This is a genomic window from Paraburkholderia haematera (assembly GCF_905220975.1).
Taxonomy (GTDB): domain Bacteria; phylum Pseudomonadota; class Gammaproteobacteria; order Burkholderiales; family Burkholderiaceae; genus Paraburkholderia; species Paraburkholderia haematera.
The window spans coordinates 53,765-77,236 of record NZ_CAJNBK010000011.1; the positions used below are offsets into that span (position 1 = coordinate 53,765).

Consider the following 23,472-nt stretch of genomic DNA (forward strand, 5'->3'; position numbering starts at 1 on the left):
CGTCGCCGCCCTCAGAACGTGACCGACAGGCCGACTGTGGTGTACGACACGCCCGTCGCCGCGACGCTCGAGCCGGTGCTGGTGACCGAGGAACCGGTCGTGTTGACCGAAGAACCGATCGCGTTGACAGTGCTGCCCGTGGCGGTCACGTTCGAGCCGGTCGCGGCGACATTCGAACCGGTCGCGTTCATCACCGATCCCGTGATGCCGAACGCTGTGCCAACCACGTTGACCTGGTTCAAAACCAACAATTCGCTTGTTCCAAGGACCGCGGAGGTGGAATTGCCGTTGACCACGTTGACCGAACTGCCGCCGACCGTGCTGTGCGTATTGCCGCCGACCGTGGTGCTGGTATTGCCGCTGACGGTGGTGCTGGTATTGCCGCTGACGGTGGTGCTGGTATTGCCGCTGACAGTGGTGCTCGTATTGCCGCTGACCGTGCTGCTCGTATTGCCGCCGACGGTGGTGCTCGTATTGTTGGCAACTGAAGCATCCGAATTGCCGCCGACGCTCTGGGTCACGTCGTTGGCGACCTTCATGCTGTAGTTCCTGCCGACACTGCGCCTTTCGTCGTTGGCAATCCTCGCCTGATAGTCGTTGCCGACGTTGCGCGTCTCGTTGTTTGCGACCGACGTGTCGTAGTTGCGTCCGACGCTGCGCTTTGCGTCGTTGGCGATCGTGATCGCCTCATTGCGGCCGATGTCATGCGTCGCGTCGTTTTCGACCGAAACCTCGTAGTCGCGCTCGGCGTGCAGGCTCACCTGTTCGGCGCCTTGCCTGTCCTCGAAACGCAACATGTTGGCGTTGGCGCCGGTGCCGCCCGGTGTGCGCGTCACGAGGCCGCTTTGCGTGGCGGCTTCCGGCAAACCGAACGGCGGCATCTGGTCGGCGTTGTAGATGCGTCCGGTGATGAGCGGGCGGTCAAGTTCGCCGTTGATGAAATCGACCACTACTTCCTGGCCTATCCGTGGGACATGGATGCTGCCGAAGTTGGCGCCCGCCCAGGCCTCGGATACGCGTACCCAGCAGGAGCTGTTTTCGTCGCGCGTTCCGTAGCGGTCCCAACGGAATTGCAGTTTCACTCGACCATACCGGTCGGTCCATATCTCCTGGCCGGCCGGCCCCACCACAACAGCGGTTTGCGGACCGCTTGCTTTCGGCACCGGCGTGGCGCTTGGCGCGCGATAAGGCAGCGCCGCTGGCTGCGCAATGAAATCGAAGTCATAGCGAGCTTCGCTGCTGCCCGTGGCATAGCCGCCTTCCTGCAAACGATAGCCGACGCCGACGATCAGATAAGAACGGTTCTCCGCCTCTCGCGGGCAGTTGTTCAACGTGAACAGATAGCCTGGCGCGATGGCGCGCAGACGAGTGTGCGCGCGAATGCGGGCGTGGGAAGCCTGCTCTTCTTCGAGCCGCACGCGCGCATAGTGTTCGCCCTGCTCGGCTTCGATATAGCGGCCTTGCCATTGGTATTTGCCGTAGCCGCCGTGCTCCGCGTTCAGCGGATTGACGCGCACCTGGGACAGATCGGCTTGCGGTTTCCTGAAGTCGTAGTCATTGACGGCATAGGCACCTGAGCGGAGTTCCGTCTCCGGATACCATTGGTCGACACCTTCTTCAGCCGGCAGGGCCAACCGGTCGGGCGGCAGGTAGGGCAGCGTCGCGTAGTTAGGCAGCGTGTCGTGAGCGCTCATGTCGTCGGCGAGCACCAAGACCTGCTGGTCCGCTTCGTGGCGAAAATAATAATAGATGCCTTCCTGCTCCATTAGCCTGCTGATGAACGCAAAGTCGCTCTCCTGGTATTGCACGCAGTAGTCCCATTCGCGGTAGCTCGCGAGCAAACGCTCGTCGACCGGGAAGCCGTATCTGGCCAGCACTTGCCGAAGAATGTCCACCACCGACAGATTCTGGAAGATGCGGCAGTCGACCGTCCTTGTCAGGTACCACAACCACGGCCGCAGCGTGACCGTATAGACATACGTGCGGGGCGTGTCAGTCTCGCGGCCGCGGAATGCGCATCGCGCGATGTGTCCGCCGAGATGGCGCACACCGCCGTCGGGCGTGACGATTTCCAGCGTCAGTGGCTTGCCGAGCAGACTGTTCATGTCGAGCGAGGCCGATTGACTGATCAGCTCCACATTGAATTCGTACAGCGACGACAACGTTTCCTGGCCGTCCAGCGAACGGAACCTGAGCGCCTGCGGATCGAGCGGCGTGTGAGCGGTAATGATGTGGTTCATGACGGGCCTTGTTAGCGATGGGCGCGCGGCGCGAAGAAGCGGAACGGGTAGCGCTTAGCACGGGGCGGTTTGCCGCGGCGGATAGGCTTCGGGCGAATAGACGAAGTCGTCGGCGTCGCGCACGCTCGCGCGCGCGCCGAGCCAGCTGCCCCAGCCCAGTTGCTGGCCGCGGCCCAGCGTGTTGCCGGCGACCTGGCCGGCGGCCATGACCAGCCGCGCGTCCCACCTCCATTCGAAGCCAAGGTAATGGCGCACCCACTGCACTAATTGCCATGCGCGGCGCGTGCCGGGCAACAGGTCCAGGTACTGCTCGCGCGCGAGCGGCCCGAGCCTCAACTCGAACTTCGACTGCACACCGCGCACGGCCATGCCGAGCATCGCGCCGCCGCCGAGCGTGCGCGTGGTGCGTCGTGCGCCCAGCCGGAGGCGCTGCTCCGGTTCGATCGTCATCCAGTGCGGAACAAGCTCGACGATCTCCACCGGCACGCCGAGATGCATGCGCAGAATCTGCTGCAGGCCTTCCGGATTGCGCGTCTGTCGGACCAGATGTCCGGCCATGAAGTAGCGCGCATGCGCGGCAAGCTCGTCGCGCTGAAGTTGCGACGGCTGGCCGCAATGAATCAGGCTTGCGACATAAGCGTCGAAGCGTGCGCCTTGCCCGCGGTCAAGACTGACGGTCGGCTGAGCGTCGGCCCACGCGCGGTAGAACAACAGAATCAACCGATGGTGGAACAGGTCGGCGAACGCCGTTAGCGCGGGATCGTCGTGATTGCGCGCGCGGTCGCGGGCATATTCGGTCAGATGCAACGGCAATGGACCGTTTGGACCGAACAGGCCGAAGCTATAAATCGACACGCGCGGCGGGGCGCTTTCAGGTCCTTCAGGTGCCGGGTTAGCCGAGGCCAAGGTCGCGGGGGCGAAGGCCAGCGAGGGCTCCTGACCGATCCGCAGTGGTTCGTCGCCCGGATGGATTGCGCGCCCCATGCGCACAGGCATGCCGGCGCGGGCGTCGAGCCAGCGTAACAGCGTGTAGAGGTCGTAGGCGTGCGGCGCAGCGGCGACCTGCTGCCAGAAGCGTTGCAGCGATGGGATGGCAGAGGTGTTCATGCTGTCGGGCGGCATCCGATCCGCGGTTGCCATCGGTTGATGTGTCCGCGCTGCAGCGTCGCGACTGCGAGTTCGCTGAAGCTGTTCAATGACACGTGTCGAGCGAAGAACTGTTCCAGCACCGCGCCGAACAGATAGGTGCTGGCGCCCGCGAACGCCAGTTCGTCGAGCAGCAGTGACACGCAGACGCCGCGGCCGAACATGAGTGGGCCCGGCTGCGGCAGCTGGTTATAGACGGCATCGATCTGCACGCTGCGAATGCCGTGGATCTGCGGCGTAATATCGGCCTGTGCCGCACCGGCATAGAGTTCGAGCAACTCACGCAGCGCTTGCGCGCCTTGGCCTCCGTCCAGATCGGTGAGGGTCAGATAGTTGAGACTCAGGTGGCTGATCAGCCGCCAGGTCAGCGCGTTATCGGCAAGCGCCGGGCGCGGCGGTGTCGGTCCGCGCAGCACCTTGATGGCCGTGACTGGCGCCGAAATGCGCAAGCTGAAATCGCTGCTGCCCTCGAGCGGTATCAATGCAGCGAGATCGCGGTTGGTGCAGAGCGCCTCCACGGCGAGATTGCGCAGGTCGTCGGAAAACGGAGCCTCGTGCTGGTCGACCAGCGACAGGAACACTTCGCCGCCGCTATAGCCATTTGGCAAGCCGCTGCGCCGGTTTGCGGCACTGGCGAGGCGCGGTTCGCGGCGCACCGAGAAGTAGCGGCCGTGGCTCTCGGGGTCATCCGCGACCATGCCGTAGAACGGCCGAAACCGGCAACGCCTGCCGTCAGGCTGCAAGTGGCCCGTGACCTTCTCGATGCTATGGACCTCGTAGTCGAGCGGGCGCGTGCGGTCCACCACCACGTGATGCTCGTGGTGTCGCGTGGAGACCGCGACGCGATCCGCCTGTTTGGGAAACAGATTGATAGCCGGCGTGCAGAAGAGCGCAAGACTACGGCTATCGACCGAACGTTCGAGGTCGGGCACCGTCTGGTCGAGCAGGATGGTCAGCGAGAACGCATTGCCCTCGATCGTTTGCAGCGCACGCCGCAGATTGCCGATACTGAAAAACAGAAAACGCGCCGGAAAGGCGAAATACTCATGCAGCAGCCGGTGACCATGGAACGAGCGCGTGCTGTGGGGCAGAAGTGCCTGTGCGGCGTCGAATCCCTCATGGCGGATTGCCTCGTGATCGAGCAACGAGCAGCTGTGTTCGGGGTTCGACACGGAATGGCACACCACGCCGACGCTACGTGCGAGCACCAGTTCCAGCAGTTGCAGCGCCTGGCTCTCGGCGCCGCTCAGGAAAAACGTCAGCTTGTCGAGCGGCAGGTTCTTCAGGCTCGCGGCCCCGCAGACTTCTATCCGCACACGCAACGCGCCGCGCACCGTGACGTCTGGACTGAGAAGGGACAGCGGCAGATCACCGGGCTCGCCGCCCAACTTGACGTCGGCGACGCGTAGTGGCCAGAGCGTGACCGCGTGCGCGGTGCGAAATTCGCACGCTGTCTGCTCACCCTGCGCCAGGTGGGCGCGCAGCGGTGTGCCTGCCGCGAGCGTATAGCCTTCATGCAAGCTGCCTTCGCGCAGGTTCGGCTGTACGGCGGCGATCGTCATGGAGGGGAGAGGAGCCAGGTAGTTCGGGTAGACGACGTCCAGCAGCCGCTGTGAGAAGCGTGGGAACTCGGCGTCCATCTTCAGTTGAATACGGGCGGTCAGAAAGCTGAAGCCCTCGAGAAGCCGCTCCACATACGGATCGTTCACCTCGGTGCCGTGCATGCCGAGGTGGCCGGCCGTCTTCGGGAAAGTCTTGGCGAACTCGGCGCCAAGCTCGCGTAGATAGACGAGCTCGCGGTTGTAGTAGTCGAGCAGGCGCGGGTCCATCACCCGTTCCCCTGTGAGCGCAGCGCGATATGACCGCTTTCGAGGTCGATTTCGGAACGGAGAAGGAGGGTCTGCGGCGCCAGGCTCGAGCACAGTTGCCCGTGGATCTCGAGCGACAGCGTACTCCGCTGGGGCTCTGCGGAAGACCCTGCGATGCAGCGTACTTCAACGCTTTCTGCAAGAATGCGTGGCTCGAATTGGACAATCGCCTCGCGAATCGCGCTTTCGAGGCTGACCCAGTCCAGCGCCGACACTCGCGCACCGGCCAACGCGCCCAAACCGAAGTTGACGACCGAGCGCCTCACGTGCGGATAGGCGGCAAGGTCGTCCGTGGCTTCGAGGTTGGTGCTGTTCAGGAGCCAGTTCAGGTCGCGCAAAAGCGATTCGCGCAAGCGCGCGCGCGGCGACGCGAACCCGCTGTCGGCACCGGCCGCTATCGGCGAATGTTCGCCGCTCAGGCGGTCGAGCAAGCACGGGGAGACTTCCAATCGGGAGTCGCGCGGTGTTGCCGCCGGGTCTCGTTGCAGGCGCAAGGAATGTGGCTTATTCACTGGGTTCTCGTCGGCTTCAGTCGGTGCAGGCAACGTTGTCCACTTGACCGCGCCGCCCACTCAGGATGAAATGTTGCTTAAACTTCCCGGTTTTCCTTGATGTCCCACGCGAGCACGCTTTCGCCTCCGCGGGTGCCCTGGTCGGTCTGCTCCCAGTATTGCTTCCTCACCTTGGCGGCCTGGAACGCATAGGTTACGTTGACCGCTTCGGAGCCTTTTGCCGCACCCTGCTGGACCGACGTCACAAGGACCTCGGACAGCGTGATGCGCAGATACTCGATTTGCGAACCGCCTGCCTTGCACACGGAAATCTCGACCTTCGGCAAGTGCTTGCCATTGGCGCAAAATTTGAGCACTGCGGGCGCCGCCTTGTCGATGAAGGTTTCGACCAGCAGATCGTTGAAGCTGACCTTGCCGATGCCGCCGCCACTGCCCGTTGCCATGCTGCCGGGCTGGGCTGCCCCCCATGAATAAGATTGGATGTCGGTCCATCCCTTGTGATTGGCGTCTTTGGATTCGCCCGTCACCCCGTCTACCCGCATGTACATATCCACTGACATTTTTCAGCCTCCTTGTGAATGAATCGAACTCGATGGTTAAGGCCGGTGCGCAGGCATGTCGCCGTCTTTCAGCGCCGGCAGTTTTGAAACCAGTCTCAGTGAGACGGTTAGTCCCTCTAATTGATAGTGCGGACGCAAAAAGAATTTCGCGCCGTAATAGCCGGGATTGTCTTCAATGTCTTCCACGACGACGTGCGCGGCCGCCAGCGGTTTTCGCGCCTTGGTATCCTGGGACGAGTTGACCGGATCGCCGTCGACATAAGTCATGATCCAGTTGTTCAGCCACGATTCCATTTCGCCGCGTTCCTTGAACGAACCGACTTTGTCGCGCACGATGCACTTGAGGTAATGCGCGAAGCGGCAGCACGCAAACAGATAAGGCAGGCGGGCGGCGAGTTTCGCGTTGTCGGTGGCCGTTGAATCGTGGTATTGCGCCGGCCGCTGCAGCGATTGCGCACCGATAAAGGCGGCGAAGTCGGAGTTCTTCCGGTGCACGAACGGCATGAAGCCGTTCTTTGCCAGTTCGGCTTCGCGTCGGTCACTGATGGCAATTTCGGTTGGGCACTTCATGTCGACGCCGCCGTCGTCGGTCGGAAACGCGTGGGTGGGCAGATCCTGCACGGCGCCGCCCGACTCCACGCCGCGAATCGAAGTGCACCAGCCGTAGTGCTTGAACGACCGGTTGATATTCGTTGCCATGGCATAGGCCGAGTTGATCCACGCGTAGCGCCGGTGGTTGGCGCCGTCCGTGTCTTCCTCGAAATTGAAGGCATCGACCGGATTGGCGCGGGCGCTATACGGCAGACGCGCAAGAAAGCGCGGCATGGTCAGCCCGAGATAGCGGGAATCGTCCGACTCGCGGAGATGGCGCCATGCGGCGTACTCACTGTTCTGGAAGATTTTGGTCAGGTCGCGCGGGTTCGACAGTTCCTGCCACGACTCCATTTGCATGACCGCCGGCGACGCGCCGGTGATAAACGGGCAGTGTGCGGCAGCGGCGATCTTCGCTATTTCGCCGAGCGTTTCGACGTCAGGCGGACTATGGTCGAAATAGTAGTCGCCCACCAGACAGCCTAGCGGCTCGCCGCCGAACTGGCCGTATTCTTCTTCATAGACTTTCTTGAAGATTGGACTTTGATCCCACGCGACGCCTTTGTAGCGCTTGAGCACGCGCCGCAGTTCCGTCTTCGTGACCGGCATGCAGCGGATCTTCAGCAGTTCGTCGGTCTCGGTGTTGTTCACCAGATAGTGTAGTCCGCGCCATGATGATTCGAGCTGCTGGAAAGCCTCGTCGTGAATGATGGTGTTGATCTGCTGGGACAGCTTGCGATCGATCTCGGCAATGATGGCCTGGATTGTCTGGTAAGCGTCGTTCGAGATAACCACCGCGTTTTCCAATGCCTGCAGGGCAAGCGTTCTGACGGCCCCGTCGATCGCTGTCTGCGTTTGTTCGGTGCGCGGATTGAACTGCTTCATCAGTACAGCTGAAAAAGTATCTGCCGAAAAGGCCGTGGTGGACGATTGCTGCTCGATGGATTCTGCGTAGTTCATAAGGATTCCCGGAACGTACCTGGATGAATGCGTTCGTGCCGGCGCGACTACTGCTTGTCGGCCGTTTCGTTGCCGGCGGCTTCCGGCTCGACGGGACCGGACGGAGCGGCGAGCGTCTTGAGCAGGGCCGGATTCCTGAGCGCCTGGGTGATCAGTTCTTCCGCGCCGCTCTTGCCATCCATATAGGAAAGCAGGTTCGACAATTGCGAGCGCGCTTGCAACAGTTGATCGAGTGCCGGTACCTGCCTCGCGATTGTGGCTGGCGAGAAATCCTCCATGCTCCGGAAGGTCAGATCGACTGCCAGCATGCCTTCTCCGGAGATGTCGTTTGGCACGCGAAGCGCGACGCGCGGCTGGATCGACTTGAGCCGGTCGTCGAAGTTATCGATATCGATTTCCATGAATTTGCGCGCTTCCAGGTCCGGCAGAAGCGTGGTGGATTGACCTGCCAGATCGGCGACGACGCCCATGACGAACGGGATTTCGACTTTGCGCTCGCTGCCGTAGAGCTCGACGTCATACTCGATCTGGACGCGAGGTGCGCGATTACGGGCAATGAACTTCTGTCCAGTTGCGTTTGCTGGGGTTGCTTTCGATCCGTTCGAAATGGCCATTTCAAGCTCCACTGTTTTCACTGGCTGTGATTTGCGCTGCGTGGGCGCCGCTCAATTGACCGCAACACCTGATAGCCGCTCCGGCTGGCCTGTCAGAACATCAAGTTGCGGCAACGCGGCCGGCGCCAACTCGCGCACGATTTCATAAAAAGTCATATGCATCAGACGCTGAGCCCGTCGCAACAGGAGGGGGACCGGATGGCCGGGTTCCGCTCGCTCCAGATACACGCACGCGTTTTCCAGTGCGGCGATGACATCTTCACGCGTTCGTATCGACATCGATCCGGCAGCCGCTGTGTGAACGTTGCCGGCATGTGGGCGCTCGGTGGGCGTGGCGATCGCCGGCACTGGCAGCGGCGATTCGGCACACCGCGAGGACGAGGCAATGTCGGATGGTTCGCCGATCGCCTGATAGACAACACGCAACGGACCCTCTACCGCGATTGGGTCGGGTACCCAGGAGGAATCGAGGTGTGCGGAGATCTGCCGCTGGATGCGTTCGATCGCGTACAGCAGTTGTTGAATCACCATGGATTCCTCGCGCGCGCCTTTGAGCGTGGCCCGCAACTCCGTTTGCAGGGTGACGTCCGACGCAGGAAATCCGCACACGGTTGCCGATTGTTTCCGTTCGAGAATCGCAGCGGCGTCGCGCAGGGAGAGTTGACCGAACCGCCAGAGTAGCAGCGGGGCGCCGCGTGCACTGCGGCCAAGTGCCTGCTGGTCAGTCAGCGCCGCGATTGCGTTTAGCCGCGGCAACGGATCGAATTCGCCCGCTGTTTCAAGTTGGGGGTGGACATGCTCCCAGTATTGATCGAGGACATAGGCGGCGAGCGACAGGCCTCGGGCATATCCGGCAAGGCCGGTCATCTTCGTCCAGGCAAGCGTCAATAACGCGATGACGCGCAAATCCACGGTGCGGCTGAGCAATGCAACGGCCAATGTCTCCACATGCGGCCAATCCGGCGCGACAGCTGGAATCAGGGCTTCGCCAAATTGCTGCTCGCGACTGCCGGTTGCAACCTGCTGCAACGTGGTGAACGCTGCGTCATATTCTAGATCGGCACCACACGGCTGTTCAAGACTGATGGGTCCGATTTGATTGCTCAGTACGGTATTCATCTCTGTTTGCTCGGGTCTGGATCCTGACTAATTTGAGGTGGGCGCGTATTTGGAACTAATCTGATTGATAAATTGGTTATTAGGAATTGTTAAGATAATTTCTTAATTAAGCGCAATTTTCTGCGTCTCTTTTAAGAATGGATTGGAATCTTCTTAAAACCCGCTGGGCCGCTTGGGGACGTTTCCCCGCCGAGCGGCGCGGCCAGGCTCAGCTGGCAGGCGAAGCATAGGGGTAGCGATTGCAAAAGGTCAATTTAATCAGGATGCCGAAATGGTGTGTGCGATTAAATGTGTTGGGGCTGATGTTATTGCGGCTTTGCCAATATGGCAAGCTAATTTTTATTATTTCATAAGGCGGATTTTATGAATTTATTAGGATAGGCAAAAGTTAGCTTGGCGTAGATATTAAGCGCGTGATTCGTCGTCCGGTATTGATGGCTATTTGAGGCTGCGATAAATATGGGACGACAAGGGAATTGGCGCAGCAGTCTGTCCGGTTCGATCGGAATGGTTCGGACTGTAGACGACCCCAGCCGATAGAGGTATGGCCGGGCAAGCCATGTGATGTCGGGCGCTTTACTTGAGTAAATGTCGCAAGGTGGGGGGGGCGGGGCCGACGCTGCGTGGCTCGCTTCTGCATCAAGCAACCGATCCTTGCCCGCGAGAGGCGGCATCCCGTTGAGGGTGGGCCTGTGCAAAAAATGCGACCCAAAACAAAAAAACCGCCTAGCAAGCTGGGCGGTTTTTCGAGCCTTGAACTAACAAGGCAAATCTGGTCGGGGTGAGAGGATTCGAACCTCCGGCCTCTACGTCCCGAACGTAGCGCTCTACCAGGCTAAGCTACACCCCGATCTGTACTGCTGGACTCTTACGGTGTTTCAGTCTCGTTCAAGACTGTCTTGCCGTCGAGTAAGAACATAATTCTAGCAGGCTATCTTTGAAAATGGAATCGGGAAATGAAGAAATTGCTGCAGCTGCGGCAAGCGCTTCCTGCTTCGCGCACTCGAGGGTGTGATCCAGCGCGCCGGAGCGCGTGATCGCTTCGAAAATAGTGTCGAAACGGTCCGTGCCGCCTTGTTCGATGGCTTCCCGCGCGAGCGCCGATTGCTCGGGCGTGCCGCGTTCGATCAGGTAAATCAGCGGGAGCGTGGGCTTGCCTTCACGCAGATCGTCGCCGGCGTTCTTGCCCATCGATTCAGCCGTGCCCGTGTAGTCGAGCCAGTCGTCCATGATCTGGAACGCGGTGCCGATGCGGCGGCCGAATTCCGCCGCCGCGGCTTCGGTTTTTGCATCCGAACCGGCCAGCACCGCGCCGAGCTGGGCCGCTGCTTCGAACAGCTTGGCGGTTTTGTAGCGGATCACCTGCATGTAGCGCGCTTCGTCCACATCGGCGTCGTGCATGTTCAGCAACTGCAGCACTTCGCCCTCGGAGATGATGTTGGTCGCCTCCGACAGGATTTCCATCACCCGCATTTTGCCCACGCCGACCATCATCTGGAACGAGCGCGAGTACAGGAAGTCGCCGACCAGCACGCTCGCGGCGTTGCCGAATAGCGCGTTGGCGGTCTGGCGGCCGCGCCGCAGATCGGATTCGTCGACCACGTCGTCGTGCAGCAGCGTGGCCGTGTGGATGAATTCCACCACGGCGGCCAGTTCGTGCCGATGCCCGGTGGTTTCACCCAGCGCACCCGCCACCAGCAGCAGCAGCGCGGGCCGCAGCCGTTTGCCCCCGGCGCTGATGATGTACTCGGAGATCTGATTGATCAGCATCACGTCGGAAGCCAGACGGTGCCGTATGACGCGATTGACCTGCTGCATGTCTTCGGCGATCGGAGCGAGCAGGCTGGCGGCGTTGGAGGAGGGGGTGGCAGTCGACGACATGATGGCTGAATTGGGTAGTGCCGCGAATTATAAGGCGAATCGCGACAGTTCCGGGCCGCGGGCTGCGGCACGGCGCGACGAAGGCGGCGACAAGGCCGCGTGCCGGGGCTGAACGGCAAGGCGCCGGGCGGCGCGCGCGGTGACGCTCAATGAGTTTTGACCGAGCAGCTAACTCTATGTATAATCACGGGTTTCCGCGCGCGGTGCGTGGGAAAAATGAACACAGAGTGAGGTTCTCAATGTACGCGGTCATAAAAACCGGTGGCAAGCAGTATAAAGTTGCTGTCGGCGAAAAACTTAAAGTAGAACAGATACCGGCAGACATTGACGCTGAAATCACGCTCGACCAGGTTCTCGCAGTGGGCGAAGGCGAATCGATTAAGTTCGGTACGCCGCTGGTCAGTGGGGCTTCCGTCAAGGCTACCGTCGTGTCGCAAGGTCGTCACGCAAAAGTGACCATCTTCAAGATGCGTCGCCGGAAGCACTACCAGAAGCATGGCGGCCACCGCCAGAACTATACCGAACTGCGCATCGACGCGATCAACGCGTAAGCGCAACGGTTAAGGAGCAAATCAAATGGCACACAAAAAGGCAGGCGGATCATCCCGCAACGGCCGCGACTCTGAATCGAAGCGCCTCGGCGTCAAGGTTTACGGTGGCCAGGCTATCAACGCTGGCGGCATCATCGTTCGCCAACGCGGCACGCGTATGCACCCGGGCGAAAACGTCGGTATCGGCAAGGATCACACCTTGTTCGCGCTGACGGACGGCCACGTCAATTTCTCGACGAAGGGCGCAGCGAAGAAGCACATGGTCAACGTCGTCCCGGCAGCAGTCTGAGTTTAATCAGGCACGGGCTTCAGGACCGGAAAAAGGCCCCGCGAAGTTCGCGGGGCCTTTTTTATTGCAGCGCTTTTTGTCCGAAGAATGGGCGGATCGAATGGCCATATCGGCGCGGCTAGCCGATCGGCTGATTGCTCACCGCACGGCGGGCGCGGCAAAATAGCATCATCGGAAAGCATCAACCCAGCAGCACCATCTAGCAGCACACCACGGGACGGAGTTACGCATGAAGTTCATTGACGAAGCGAGGATTGAAGTCATCGCCGGCGACGGAGGGGATGGCAGCGCGTCGATGCGCCGCGAGAAATTCGTTCCGTTCGGCGGCCCGGATGGCGGCGACGGCGGCCGGGGCGGCAGCGTGATCGCGGTCGCGGACCGCAACATCAACACGCTGATCGACTACCGCTACGCGAAAAAACATTTGGCGCGCAACGGCGAAAACGGCCGCGGCGCGGACTGCTACGGCAAGGGCGGTGACGACATCACGCTGCGCATGCCGGTCGGCACGACCATTTCCGATATGGAAACCGGCGAGCTGATCGCCGACTTGACCGAGCACAACCAGAGCGTGCAGATCGCGCAGGGCGGCGCGGGCGGTCTCGGTAACCTGCATTTCAAATCCAGTACGAACCGCGCGCCGCGTCAAAAAACCGACGGCAAGCCCGGCGAGCGCCGCATGGTGCGCCTCGAACTGAAGGTGCTGGCCGACGTCGGTCTGCTCGGCATGCCGAACGCCGGCAAGTCGACCTTCATCTCGTCGGTGTCGAACGCGCGGCCGAAGATTGCGGATTACCCGTTCACGACGCTCGCGCCGAATCTCGGCGTGGTGCGTGTCGGGCCGAGCCGCAGCTTCGTGATTGCCGACATTCCTGGCTTGATCGAAGGCGCGGCGGAAGGCGCCGGTCTCGGTCACCAGTTCCTGCGTCACCTGCAGCGTACCGGGCTGCTGCTGCATATCGTCGACCTCGCACCGTTCGACGAAGCAGTTGACCCGGTTGCGGAAGCCAAGGCGATCGTCAACGAGCTGCGCAAGTACGACGAACTGCTGTATGAGAAAACCCGCTGGCTCGTGCTGAACAAGCTCGACATGGTGCCCGAAGACGAGCGCGAAGCGCGCGTTGCGGCATTCCTCGAAGGCTTCGGCTGGGACGGCCCGGTGTTCGAAATCTCGGCGCTGACCGGCCAGGGTTGCGAGAATCTTTGCTACGCGGTGTTCGACCACATCGCGGCGCATTCAGACGCGCAGCGCGCGGCTGAAGCCGAAGATCTCGCCGCTGACGTGCGCTTCCGCGAGAAACCGGAAGCACCGGCTCCTGCTTCGGACGACGCCGGCGTCGACCCGCAGTAATAACAAGCCTGAGCGCCGGCGCTCGCAAAGGGCAGCCGGCAATGCATCACGCGTCATCTTGGAGACCGCGCACAATGCGTTCCGTCATCGCAGATTCCCGGCGATTGGTAGTGAAAGTCGGCTCGAGCCTCGTCACCAATGACGGGCGCGGCCTCGATCATGCTGCGATCGGCCGGTGGGCCGCGCAGATTGCCGCATTGCGCGCGCAAGGCAAGGAAGTGGTGCTGGTCAGTTCGGGCGCCATTGCCGAAGGGATGCAGCGGCTCGGCTGGACCAAACGGCCTCGGGAAATCGACGAATTGCAGGCGGCCGCGGCTGTCGGTCAAATGGGCCTCGCGCAAGTCTATGAAAGCCGCTTTGCCGAGCATTCGATCCAGACTGCGCAGATTCTGCTAACCCACGCCGATCTGGCCGACCGCGAACGCTATCTGAACGCGCGTTCCACGTTGTTGACGCTGCTGCGTCTGGGCGTTGTGCCGATCATCAACGAGAACGACACGGTCGTCACCGACGAAATCAAGTTCGGCGACAACGACACGTTGGGCGCATTGGTCGCCAATCTGATCGAAGGCGATGCGCTCGTTATCCTTACCGATCAGCAAGGTCTTTTTACCGCCGACCCGCGCAAGGATCCGAACGCAACGCTCGTCCAGCAGGCCGACGCCGGTGCGCCGGAACTCGAGGCGATGGCGGGCGGCGCGGGTTCGAGCTTGGGCCGCGGCGGCATGCTGACCAAGATTCTTGCCGCCAAACGCGCGGCACACAGCGGCGCAAATACCGTGATCGCGAGCGGGCGTGAAGCGGATGTGCTGTCACGGCTGGCCTCGGGCGAGGCCATCGGCACGCAGTTGATCGCGCGCACTGCACGCATGGCGGCGCGCAAGCAATGGATGGCCGATCACCTGCAAGTGCGCGGTCACGTGGTGATCGACGACGGCGCGGTCGAAAAGCTGACTGAAGGCGGCAAGAGTTTGCTGCCCATCGGCATCGTCGGTGTGCAGGGCGCGTTTGCGCGCGGCGAAGTGATCGCTTGCCTGAGCGCGACAGGGCGTGAAGTTGCGCGCGGCCTGACGAACTACAGCAGCGCCGAAACCAAGTTGATTCAGCGGCGTCCGAGCGGCGAGATTGAATCGGTGCTCGGCTATATGCTGGAGCCTGAGGTGATCCACCGCGACAATCTTGTGCTGGTCTGACTCCCGGGCAGGGCTCGCAGGACAGACAAAAAAAGCCGTTCCAGCGTGAACTGGAACGGCTTTTTCACGTTCGCGGCGGCTTCCAGATTTGAAGCACGCTCGCGAAAACCGGCTTAGTGAATCAGTGAGGTCTGTGTGCGCTTGTAGCGGATGTTCTCGACAATCTGCTTTGCGCTGCCCGTAGGCATCTTGCTCGTACACAGATAATCCTGATACAGCGTTGCCTGATAGGCGTTCAGCGCGCCATTCTCGATGCGCCTGAAGTCGTTGGCGACGGTTTGGTCCCAGCCATCGTGGTCGGCGTTCAGCCCCGCATACTGGCGCCATTCGTACGTGTCGCAGCGAATCCCTTCGTAGTTCACGTTGCGCGCGCCGCTTGGGCTTGTTACGACGACGGTGTAGCGCACCACCCCGTCGGTGCCGACGCTAAGCGAATTTTTATCGATCGCGAACTGCAGCGGCGTGTTGCCGGAGACCTCGAACGGCAGCAGATTCGAGTCTTGCGGCAGCGGCGGCAACGTGTCCACCTTGTTTTCAACCCAATTGGTCGGCCGGTCCAGCAAGTAGGTAAACGCGCTGTCGTCTTTATTGGTGGGTTTGCCGGCGCTCGAACAACCAGCCAGCAGGGCGCCGGTGGCGACGCACGCCACGACGAGAGCAAGTGCTTTCAATATGGTTTCCTCGAAAGACTGGCGCGGCTCATTGAGCCGCGCCAGCGGAGGCGGCGTGGACAGCCGCACAGAGTTGTTAATTGCGTACGCCGGGGCGGAACAGCGAGCCGGCGGCGGTTTCGCGATCCGATTCGCCTTCGTGTTCCGACTCGGAGCCAACCTCGGCTACCGACCCGGAACTCTGACCGCAATCAGACGCGATCGTCGTGTGAATCGACGTTTCGATGCTGAGCGTGGTCACCGAGGTGGTGACCGTCATCATCGTCGAATCCGGCGGACCTTCCATTGACGACGCTATCCGGGGATAGCGGGGCCCATGGTGCCCGACAGGTTTTTCCGCACGCGGCGCAGCCCGGCGCATGAAACGGGATAGCTCCGTCAGCGCCAACTGATACACATCCCGCTTGAACTCGATCACACAGTCGAGAGGCACCCAATACTCGTTCCAGCGCCACGCATCAAACTCAGGGTGGTCGGTGGCGCGCAAGCATATATCGCAATCGCGTCCAACCATCCGGAGTAAAAACCAGATTTGTTTCTGGCCGCGGTAATGACCGCGTACTTCGCGCTTGATGAACTTGTCAGGCACCTCGTAACGCAACCAGTCGCGCGTGCGACCGATCACCTTGACGTGCTCAGGATGCAGCCCGGTTTCTTCGTGTAACTCCCGATACATCGCTTGCACGGGGGTCTCTCCGTACTTGATGCCCCCTTGCGGAAACTGCCAGGAATGTTCACGGAGCCGTTTGCCCCAAAACACCTCGTTGTGCGCGTTCAAGAGGATGATGCCGACGTTCGGGCGAAAGCCTTCACGATCCAGCATACAACCACCTTCGAATCCTTTAAAATTGCTTTGATTATAAACAGATAACGGACCCGACGCACCGATTCGCACCAGATTGGAACGATTCGCCGCAAAACGCCCGCGTTTGCGGTAGCCTGTCAGTCTTTCCGTGCCTTACCCCTTGCTGCAAAGGCTTTGCGCGGCGGCTTCAGTGCCGCGATCGGGCCGGTTTTGCCGGGGTTTTGCCTGGTATATGTGCGGGCCGTTCGCCGGGGCTGAGCCGCGTCCTGGCCAGATTTTGGCTGGGTGCTCGGCAAGTCCGTGCCGGTTCCAGGCCGGGTCTGTATCGATTTCCCTACCGTTTTCACCTTTCGGGCGGTCCCTCCGGAGCCGCCGCTTTTGGAAAATCTGAATGAAAGCTTCCCGTTTCTTTATCGGCACGCTGAAAGAAGCGCCCGCCGACGCCGAGATCGTCAGCCACAAGCTCATGGTGCGCGCCGGCATGATCCGCCGCGTTGCCGGTGGCATCTATAACTACCTGCCGATCGGCCTGCGTTCGATCCGCAAGGTGGAAGCCATCGTGCGTGAAGAAATGAACCGGGCAGGCGGGATCGAGCTGCTGATGCCGGCTGTGCAGCCGGCGGAACTTTGGCAGGAGTCGGGCCGTTGGGAAAAGTACGGCCCTGAGCTGCTGCGCTTCAAGGATCGCAAACAATCCGATTTCGTGATCGGACCGACTCATGAAGAAGTGGTCACGGATATCGCGCGCGGCCAGATCAAGAGCTACCGCCAGTTGCCGGTGAATTTCTATCAGATCCAGACGAAGTTCCGCGACGAGATCCGCCCGCGTTTCGGCGTGATGCGTGGCCGCGAGTTCATCATGAAAGACGCGTACTCGTTCGACAAAGACGCGGAAGGCCTGCGTGAGTCGTATCGCAAGATGTACGACGCGTACGTGCGTATCTTCACGCGCCTTGGTCTGGATTTCCGCGCCGTGGTGGCGGACAACGGTTCGATCGGCGGCAGCGGCTCGCATGAATTCCACGTGATCGCCGACACCGGCGAAGACGCGATTGCCTATTGCCCGACCTCGGATTTCGCCGCGAACGTTGAAGCGACCGAAGCGCTGCCGCTGTACGCGGAACGTGCCGCGCCGACCGAGGAAATGAAGAAGACCGCAACGCCGGGCAAAGCAAAGTGCGAGGCCGTGGCCGAGCTGCTGAACATTCCGCTCGAGCGAACCATCAAGTCGATCATCCTCGCCACGGAAAACGAAGGCGCCGAACCGACCATCTGGTTGCTGATGCTGCGCGGCGATCACGACCTGAACGAGATCAAGGCGAGCAAGCTGCCGGGTCTGGCGGACTTCCGCATGGCGACCGAAGCCGAGATCATCGAGACCTTCGGCACGCCGCCGGGTTACCTCGGCCCGATCAACACGAAGAAGCCGATCAAGGTCGTCGCGGATCGCACGGTCGCGAACATGAGCGATTTTGTGGTGGGCACGAACGAAGTGGATTACCACACCACCGGCGTGAACTGGGGCCGCGATCTGCCGGAGCCGGTCGTTGCCGATATCCGCAATGTGAAGAAGGGCGATCCGTCGCCGGACGGCAAGGGCGTGATCGACATCTGCCGCGGCATCGAAGTCGGCCACGTGTTCCAGCTCGGCAAGAAGTATTCTGAAGCGATGAACGCGACCTGTCTCGACGAGACCGGCAAGCCGCAGCCGATGGAAATGGGCTGCTACGGCATTGGCGTCACGCGTATTCTGGGCGCGGCGATCGAACAGAATTTCGACGACAAGGGCATCATCTGGCCGGAATCGATCGCGCCGTTCGAGGTCGTGCTGTGCCCGATGGGTTACGACCGCAGCGAAGCGGTGCGTGAGCAGGCCGACAAGCTATATGCGGAGTTGGTCGAAGCGGGCATCGACGTGATCCTCGACGACCGCGGTGAACGCCCGGGCGTGATGTTCGCCGACTGGGAGCTGATCGGCGTGCCGCATCGTCTCGTGATCGGCGATCGTGGTCTCAAGGACGGCAAGCTCGAGTATCAAGGCCGCCGTGAAGCTGAAGCGACACTGCTGCCGGTTGAAGACGCGGCGCAAACCGTGATCGGCAAAGTTCGCGCCGCGTTGGCGCAATAAGCGGAGCGGACGGTGGAGTACACCTTCCTGTCCGCGACCGTCCTGCTGATTCTGATCACTGACCCGCTCGGCAACATTCCGCTTTTTGTCAGTTGCCTGCGGGCCGTGTCGCCGAAGCGGCGCACGATCGTCATCCTCCGTGAGGTGGCGATCGCCTTCGCGATCCTGCTGGTGTTCATGGTGGTCGGCGACCGCTTCTTGCGCATGATGAGTCTGACCGACCAGTCGTTGCGCATCGGTGGTGGAATCGTGCTGTTCCTGATTGCGCTCAGGATGGTGTTTCCGCATCCGGACGGTCCGTTTGGCGGCGACACGCGTGGCGGCGAGCCGCTCATTGTGCCGCTGGCCATTCCGGCACTGGCGGGTCCCTCTGCGCTCGCGACGGTGATGCTGCTGACATCGCAGGCGCCAGGCAAGATGTTCGAGTGGATCGGCGCACTGACGGTCACGATGGTCGTCTGCGCGATCGTGCTGATGATGGCGGAGCGGATTCAGGCGTGGCTAGGCGAGCGCGCGATGATGGCTTTCGAACGGCTGATGGGATTGGTGCTGGTGGCGATCTCAGTCGAAATGATGCTCGGCGGGATCCGGTCTTTTGTGCATCAACTCTGAGTAAGGTCCGGTGCACGGTTCAACACGCTGGGGCGGTAGTGCTATCAACCGCCTGACAAACAAGAAAGCGGCCCGCGGGCCGCTTTCTTTTCGCCGAAGCGCGCGCCATAAATGGCGCCGTAAAAACAGTCGGGCTTTAAGCGCCTTCCGTCAACGCGCGAATAGTCGGCAGGTTGCGCCAGTAGCCCTTGGCGTCCATCCCGCAGCCGAACACATAACGGTCCGGCACTTCGAAACCACAGTAGTCCGGGCGCAGCGGCTTCGCTTTCGGGATGATCTTCTCGCACAGCACCGCGCTCATGAAGCGCTTCGCGCCCATGGCGAGAATGCGGTCGCGGATCGCGGCCATTGTCTCGCCTTCGTCAAGGATGTCGTCGAGCACCAGCACGACGCGATCCTTCACCGACTCGGCCGGCGCCACACGCCACTGCATCTCATTGCCGCCCTTGGTGGTGTTGCGATAGCGGGTCAGGTGGATGTAGTCGAACTCGAGCGGGAAATCGAGGTGCGGCAGCAGCATGCCGGTGAACACCGCCGCGCCGCCCATTACCGACAGCACGAGCGGGAAGTCCTCGCTCATCTCGTTGCGGATGGCGGTAGCCATGCCGCTGATCGACGCGTTGACGTCGTCGGCCGAAACGATTTCTTCGGAGTGGCTAAAAATGTGGAGAGCTTCTTCGCGGTTCATGACGTCTGACGGGCGGTAACTGTATACATAGTGTGGGTGAGAACGGCGGTGTGCGGTACAGAATAAACCCGCACAAATCCGGAGTCAGCCGCGCATGCTGTTGTTCATGCACGGAAGCATGCGCGCCGCCGTGTTGCTAAAGCTTAGCGCATGCCGGGCATCATGCCCTTCATGCCGCGCATCATCTTCTGCAGATTGCCGCCCTTCAGTTTCTTCATCATCGTGCGCATCTGGTCGTACTGATTCAGCATGCGGTTGACTTCCTGCACCTGCACGCCCGCGCCGGCGGCGATGCGGCGTTTGCGGGTGGCCTTGATGAGGTCGGGCTTGGCACGCTCGAGCGGCGTCATCGAATTGATGATGCCTTCCATGCGGCGCATCTGCTTTTCGGCCTGGCCCATGTTGGCGCCAGCGGCCGCCTGCTGGAATTGCGCGGGCAGTTTGTCCATCAGCGACGACAGGCCGCCCATGCCCTTCATTTGCGTAAGTTGCGCGCGGAAATCGTTGAGGTCGAAGTCGCCGCCTTTCTTGACCTTGTCGGCGAGCTTCTGCGCGGCTTGTACGTCCACGCCTTTCTGCGCTTCTTCGACGAGTGCGAGAATGTCGCCCATGCCGAGAATCCGGTTCGCCATGCGATCCGGATAGAAGACTTCGAGACCGTCGAGCTTTTCGGCGACACCGACGAACTTGATCGGCTTGCCGGTCACGTGGCGTACGGAGAGCGCGGCACCGCCGCGCGAGTCGCCGTCGAGCTTGGTGAGGACCACGCCGGTGAGCGGCAATGCGTCGCTAAAGGCCTTCGCGGTGTTGACCGCGTCCTGACCGAGCATCGCGTCGACCACGAACAGCGTTTCCGCCGGCTTCAGCGTGCCGTGCAGCGCGGTGATTTCGGCCATCATCGCTTCGTCGATACCCAGACGGCCGGCCGTGTCGACCAGCAGCACGTCGTGGTAGTGGCGCTTGGCCCAATCCACCGCGGCGATCGCGATATCGACCGGTTTTTGATCCGGTTCCGACGGGAAGAAGTCTGCGCCGACCTGCTCGGTCACCATCTTCAACTGCGCAATTGCAGCCGGGCGGTAAACGTCGCACGAAACGGTCAGGACCTTCTTCTTGTATTTTTCGCGCAGAAGCTTGGCGAGCTTGCCGACCGTGGTCGTCTTACCTGCGCCTTGCAGACCCGCCATCAGGATGACGGCCGGCGGCGTGACGGCGAGATTGAGCTCGACCGCTTTGCCTTCATAGTCGCCGCCGATGATCGCGGTCAGCTCGCGCTGCACCACGCCGACCAGCGCCTGGCCCGGCGACAGGCTGCTGATCACCTCCTCGCCGAGCGCCTTTTCCTTCACCTTGGCGATGAATTCGCGCACGACGGGCAGCGCCACGTCCGCCTCGAGAAGCGCGAGGCGCACTTCGCGCAGCATTTCCTGGGTGTTCGCCTCGGTGAGCCGGGCTTCGCCGCGCAGCGTCTTGACGACGCGCGCCATCCGTTGAGTCAGATTGTCGAGCATGGGGAGCGATGAACAGTGCGGCCGGAGCGGGGCGCGATGCGGGAGACGTCGCGGAGCAGGGGCCTAGTGTAAACTTCGAATATGGATATTGTACTGTATGCCCTCACTGCGCTCCTCTACGGCGGTCTTGCTGTGGCCGGCTGGCGCTCGCACCGGCACGCCGCCGTGCGCCCCATGCTCGAGAGCGTGCCGCCGGTACCCGTTGCCGCGGGCATGGCGGCTTCGTCGGCCGCCTCGGGCATGAGCGCCTCGGGCCGCGCGCTGCTGTTTGTCGCGCTGCTCGCCCACGGCGTGCTGCTGCATACCACCATCTTTCCCCAGAACGCGATGGTGTTCGGTTTCGCGTTTGCGCTGTCGGCGATGTTCTGGCTGGGCGCGGGCATTTACTGGATCGAGAGTTTTTTCTTTCCGCTAGACGGCCTGCGCCTCCTGGTGCTGCCGCTCGCCTTCGTCGCTTCTCTATTGCCGCTGGCGTTCAACGGCGTGCGCGTGCTGCCATATTCGGCCGCGCCGATGTTCAAGCTGCACTTCCTGATCGCCAATATCGCGTACGGTTTGTTCGCGATCGCGGCGCTGCACGCGATTCTGATGCTGCTGGTCGAGCGTCGTTTGCACGCAATGCGCGGCGGTGTGTCGCAACGGAATGCGGCCGCGGCGGGCAACGGCTGGTTGTCGAGCTGGCTCGATACCTTGCCGCCGCTGCTGACACTGGAAAAGCTGCTGTTCCGCCTGATCGGCGCCGGCTTCGTGCTGCTCACGCTGACGTTGCTCTCGGGCATCATGTTCAGCGAGCAACTGGTCGATCGCGCATTGCGGCTCGATCACAAGACCGTCTTCGCGATTCTTTCCTGGGTGATGTTCGGCGCGCTGCTGACCGCGCGCAAGGTGTCCGGCTGGCGCGGCCGTGCGGCATTGCGCTGGGTGCTGGCGTCGTTCGTCGCGCTGTTGCTGGCGTACGTCGGCAGCCGTTTCGTATTCGAGGTGCTGTTGCACCGTGCTGTAGTGTGAGTGTTCTGCCATGCGACAAATTTTTCTGCTGATCCTGTTGTTCATCGTCGGCCAATGGCTGGTCAAGGCGCTGCGTCGTCATGACGCGCAAGCGTCGCAGCGCACGGGCGCTGGCGCGAATGGCGCCGGTGGTGCCAGTGGTGCAAAAGGCCCGAACGGCGCCGCGCGTGGGCCGAATGCGCCGCAAGCGCAGCCGCAGCTCGCCGAACCGATGATCCGCTGTGCCGAGTGCGGCGTGCACGCGCCGAAGAGCGACTCCGTGGTGGTGGCGGGGCAGCCGTTCTGCAGCGCCGCGCATGCGCAGCGTCATGGCGCGCGTCCCTCAGGCCGCGACGCTCGATGAGCGTCGCGTTTACCGCCGACGCAGACGGTTGGGTCGCCGCCGCACGCAAATCGCCATCGCCGAATTTCGAAGCGCGGCCCGATGGGGCTGTGCCGACGCTGATCGTCGTCCATAACATCAGCTTGCCGCCGAACGAGTTTGGCGGCACGGCGATCGCCGAACTTTTCCTGAACACGCTCGACTGCGACGCCCACCCGTACTACGACACGCATCTGCGCGGCGTGCGGGTGTCGGCGCACTTCGTGATCCATCGCGATGGCGCGCTCGAGCAATTCGTGTCCTGCAACGAGCGCGCATGGCACGCCGGCCCGTCGAACTTTTTCGGCCGCGAGCGTTGCAACGATTTTTCGATTGGCATCGAGCTGGAGGGCAGTGACACGACTGCTTTCGAAGCGGCGCAATACCGCACGCTCGGCGCACTTGTGACGGCGCTCAAGGCTCGCTATCCGGTCGAAGGGCTTGCCGGTCACTCGGACATCGCACCCGGCCGCAAGACCGATCCAGGGCCCCATTTCGAGTGGCAGCGTCTGCAGCGCGACACCGCGTTGGCGGATCAGTACTTCCCCTATCTCAAGTTTTTCAGAACGCCGTAACGACCCTTCGCGCGACTTGGCGTGATGCGAGGAGAACCAGGCGCTGCCTTGTTCTCCGGGGAGGCGGCTTTGCGTCGCGCGATGCGAATGTCAAGCCTTCGAAAGCAAATAAATCGATTTGACCTGTCTTGAAACTCCACTATACTTGGTGCCAGAAATTCAGTTTTGCACTAGATCTTGTGTTGTGCTGTGCATAACCATGTGAATAACCGAGTGCACAACTGGGTGCATAAGTCAG

General features: G+C 61.6%; 22 protein-coding genes and 1 tRNA gene. 9 read left to right on the plus strand and 14 right to left on the minus strand.

The genetic code is table 11. The features are described from left to right. Positions 1 to 11: 11 nt before the first annotated feature. The 10 genes from KHO23_RS19890 to KHO23_RS19935 form a co-directional block, all read right to left on the minus strand. A complete protein-coding gene (locus KHO23_RS19890) occupies positions 12 to 2,240 on the minus strand; it encodes a type VI secretion system Vgr family protein (protein ID WP_211612973.1) in 2,229 nt (742 codons plus the stop codon). A gap of 54 nt (positions 2,241 to 2,294) precedes the next feature. Further along, positions 2,295 to 3,347 carry a type VI secretion system baseplate subunit TssG gene (tssG, locus tag KHO23_RS19895; protein WP_236066932.1) on the minus strand — a complete coding sequence of 351 codons (1,053 nt, stop codon included), beginning with the start codon at positions 3,345 to 3,347 and terminating at the stop codon, positions 2,295 to 2,297. Beyond that, a complete protein-coding gene (gene tssF, locus KHO23_RS19900) occupies positions 3,344 to 5,215 on the minus strand; it encodes a type VI secretion system baseplate subunit TssF (protein WP_211612975.1) in 1,872 nt (623 codons plus the stop codon). Before tssF ends, tssG begins: the two co-directional genes overlap by 4 nt. Beyond that, positions 5,215 to 5,766, minus strand: a complete 552-nt coding sequence (gene tssE, locus KHO23_RS19905) for a type VI secretion system baseplate subunit TssE (protein ID WP_211612976.1) — start codon at positions 5,764 to 5,766, stop codon at positions 5,215 to 5,217. The genes tssF and tssE overlap by 1 nt, the downstream gene beginning before the upstream one ends. Before the next feature lie 77 nt (positions 5,767 to 5,843). Further along, a complete protein-coding gene (locus KHO23_RS19910; RefSeq protein ID WP_063497397.1) occupies positions 5,844 to 6,326 on the minus strand; it encodes an Hcp family type VI secretion system effector in 483 nt (160 codons plus the stop codon). A gap of 36 nt (positions 6,327 to 6,362) precedes the next feature. Then, positions 6,363 to 7,877, minus strand: a complete 1,515-nt coding sequence (tssC, locus tag KHO23_RS19915; RefSeq protein WP_063497396.1) for a type VI secretion system contractile sheath large subunit — start codon at positions 7,875 to 7,877, stop codon at positions 6,363 to 6,365. A 47-nt stretch (positions 7,878 to 7,924) separates the two neighbouring features. Beyond that, positions 7,925 to 8,491 carry a type VI secretion system contractile sheath small subunit gene (gene tssB / locus KHO23_RS19920; protein ID WP_211612977.1) on the minus strand — a complete coding sequence of 189 codons (567 nt, stop codon included), beginning with the start codon at positions 8,489 to 8,491 and terminating at the stop codon, positions 7,925 to 7,927. A gap of 51 nt (positions 8,492 to 8,542) precedes the next feature. Continuing rightward, positions 8,543 to 9,610: a type VI secretion system protein TssA gene (gene tssA, locus KHO23_RS19925; RefSeq protein ID WP_211612978.1), complete on the minus strand. Its 1,068-nt coding sequence runs from the start codon at positions 9,608 to 9,610 to the stop codon at positions 8,543 to 8,545. 773 nt (positions 9,611 to 10,383) lie between these two features. Beyond that, a tRNA-Pro gene (locus KHO23_RS19930) sits at positions 10,384 to 10,460 on the minus strand. Positions 10,461 to 10,498: 38 nt separating this feature from the next. Beyond that, positions 10,499 to 11,491: a polyprenyl synthetase family protein gene (locus tag KHO23_RS19935; RefSeq protein WP_120289437.1), complete on the minus strand. Its 993-nt coding sequence runs from the start codon at positions 11,489 to 11,491 to the stop codon at positions 10,499 to 10,501. A gap of 239 nt (positions 11,492 to 11,730) precedes the next feature. Here KHO23_RS19935 and rplU point away from each other — a divergent pair, with 239 nt between their 5' ends. The 4 genes from rplU (at position 11,731) to proB (ending at position 14,875) form a co-directional block, all read left to right on the plus strand. Beyond that, positions 11,731 to 12,042 (plus strand): 50S ribosomal protein L21, encoded by a 312-nt coding sequence (gene rplU / locus KHO23_RS19940; RefSeq protein ID WP_007180329.1) that lies wholly within the window; start codon positions 11,731 to 11,733, stop codon positions 12,040 to 12,042. 25 nt (positions 12,043 to 12,067) lie between these two features. Beyond that, complete coding sequence (gene rpmA / locus KHO23_RS19945; protein WP_007180330.1) at positions 12,068 to 12,331, plus strand: 50S ribosomal protein L27; 264 nt, start codon at positions 12,068 to 12,070, stop codon at positions 12,329 to 12,331. 229 nt (positions 12,332 to 12,560) lie between these two features. After that, positions 12,561 to 13,682, plus strand: a complete 1,122-nt coding sequence (gene cgtA, locus KHO23_RS19950) for an Obg family GTPase CgtA (protein WP_211612979.1) — start codon at positions 12,561 to 12,563, stop codon at positions 13,680 to 13,682. A 74-nt stretch (positions 13,683 to 13,756) separates the two neighbouring features. Next, positions 13,757 to 14,875 carry a glutamate 5-kinase gene (gene proB / locus KHO23_RS19955; protein ID WP_211612980.1) on the plus strand — a complete coding sequence of 373 codons (1,119 nt, stop codon included), beginning with the start codon at positions 13,757 to 13,759 and terminating at the stop codon, positions 14,873 to 14,875. 113 nt (positions 14,876 to 14,988) lie between these two features. On the opposite strand, the gene KHO23_RS19960 is transcribed toward proB, so the two are convergent. After that, on the minus strand, positions 14,989 to 15,546 hold the full coding sequence (locus tag KHO23_RS19960; protein ID WP_211612981.1) for a CNP1-like family protein: 558 nt from the start codon (positions 15,544 to 15,546) through the stop codon (positions 14,989 to 14,991). A gap of 76 nt (positions 15,547 to 15,622) precedes the next feature. After that, positions 15,623 to 16,369: an RNA pyrophosphohydrolase gene (locus KHO23_RS19965; protein ID WP_211613087.1), complete on the minus strand. Its 747-nt coding sequence runs from the start codon at positions 16,367 to 16,369 to the stop codon at positions 15,623 to 15,625. A gap of 373 nt (positions 16,370 to 16,742) precedes the next feature. Between KHO23_RS19965 and KHO23_RS19970 the strand changes: the two genes are divergently transcribed. Both KHO23_RS19970 and KHO23_RS19975 read left to right on the plus strand, forming a co-directional pair. Continuing rightward, on the plus strand, positions 16,743 to 18,479 hold the full coding sequence (locus KHO23_RS19970) for a proline--tRNA ligase (protein ID WP_211612982.1): 1,737 nt from the start codon (positions 16,743 to 16,745) through the stop codon (positions 18,477 to 18,479). 12 nt (positions 18,480 to 18,491) lie between these two features. Next, the gene (locus KHO23_RS19975; protein WP_211612983.1) at positions 18,492 to 19,091 is read left to right on the plus strand and encodes a MarC family protein; all 600 of its coding nucleotides are present in this window, start codon (positions 18,492 to 18,494) and stop codon (positions 19,089 to 19,091) included. A gap of 136 nt (positions 19,092 to 19,227) precedes the next feature. Here KHO23_RS19975 and KHO23_RS19980 read toward each other — a convergent pair whose 3' ends face one another. After that, positions 19,228 to 19,779 carry a hypoxanthine-guanine phosphoribosyltransferase gene (locus tag KHO23_RS19980; RefSeq protein WP_211612984.1) on the minus strand — a complete coding sequence of 184 codons (552 nt, stop codon included), beginning with the start codon at positions 19,777 to 19,779 and terminating at the stop codon, positions 19,228 to 19,230. A 143-nt stretch (positions 19,780 to 19,922) separates the two neighbouring features. Next, the gene (gene ffh, locus KHO23_RS19985; RefSeq protein WP_211612985.1) at positions 19,923 to 21,290 is read right to left on the minus strand and encodes a signal recognition particle protein; all 1,368 of its coding nucleotides are present in this window, start codon (positions 21,288 to 21,290) and stop codon (positions 19,923 to 19,925) included. Between the two features lie 81 nt (positions 21,291 to 21,371). Between ffh and KHO23_RS19990 the strand changes: the two genes are divergently transcribed. Genes KHO23_RS19990 through ampD form a run of 3 tightly spaced genes read left to right on the plus strand, consistent with a single transcriptional unit; the run spans position 21,372 to position 23,234 of the window. After that, positions 21,372 to 22,298 (plus strand): cytochrome C assembly family protein, encoded by a 927-nt coding sequence (locus KHO23_RS19990; RefSeq protein ID WP_211612986.1) that lies wholly within the window; start codon positions 21,372 to 21,374, stop codon positions 22,296 to 22,298. A 10-nt stretch (positions 22,299 to 22,308) separates the two neighbouring features. Beyond that, entirely contained in the window at positions 22,309 to 22,641 is a 333-nt protein-coding gene (locus KHO23_RS19995) for a PP0621 family protein (protein ID WP_211612987.1), read from the plus strand. Then, complete coding sequence (gene ampD / locus KHO23_RS20000; protein ID WP_211612988.1) at positions 22,638 to 23,234, plus strand: 1,6-anhydro-N-acetylmuramyl-L-alanine amidase AmpD; 597 nt, start codon at positions 22,638 to 22,640, stop codon at positions 23,232 to 23,234. The genes KHO23_RS19995 and ampD overlap by 4 nt, the downstream gene beginning before the upstream one ends. Positions 23,235 to 23,472: the final 238 nt, after the last annotated feature.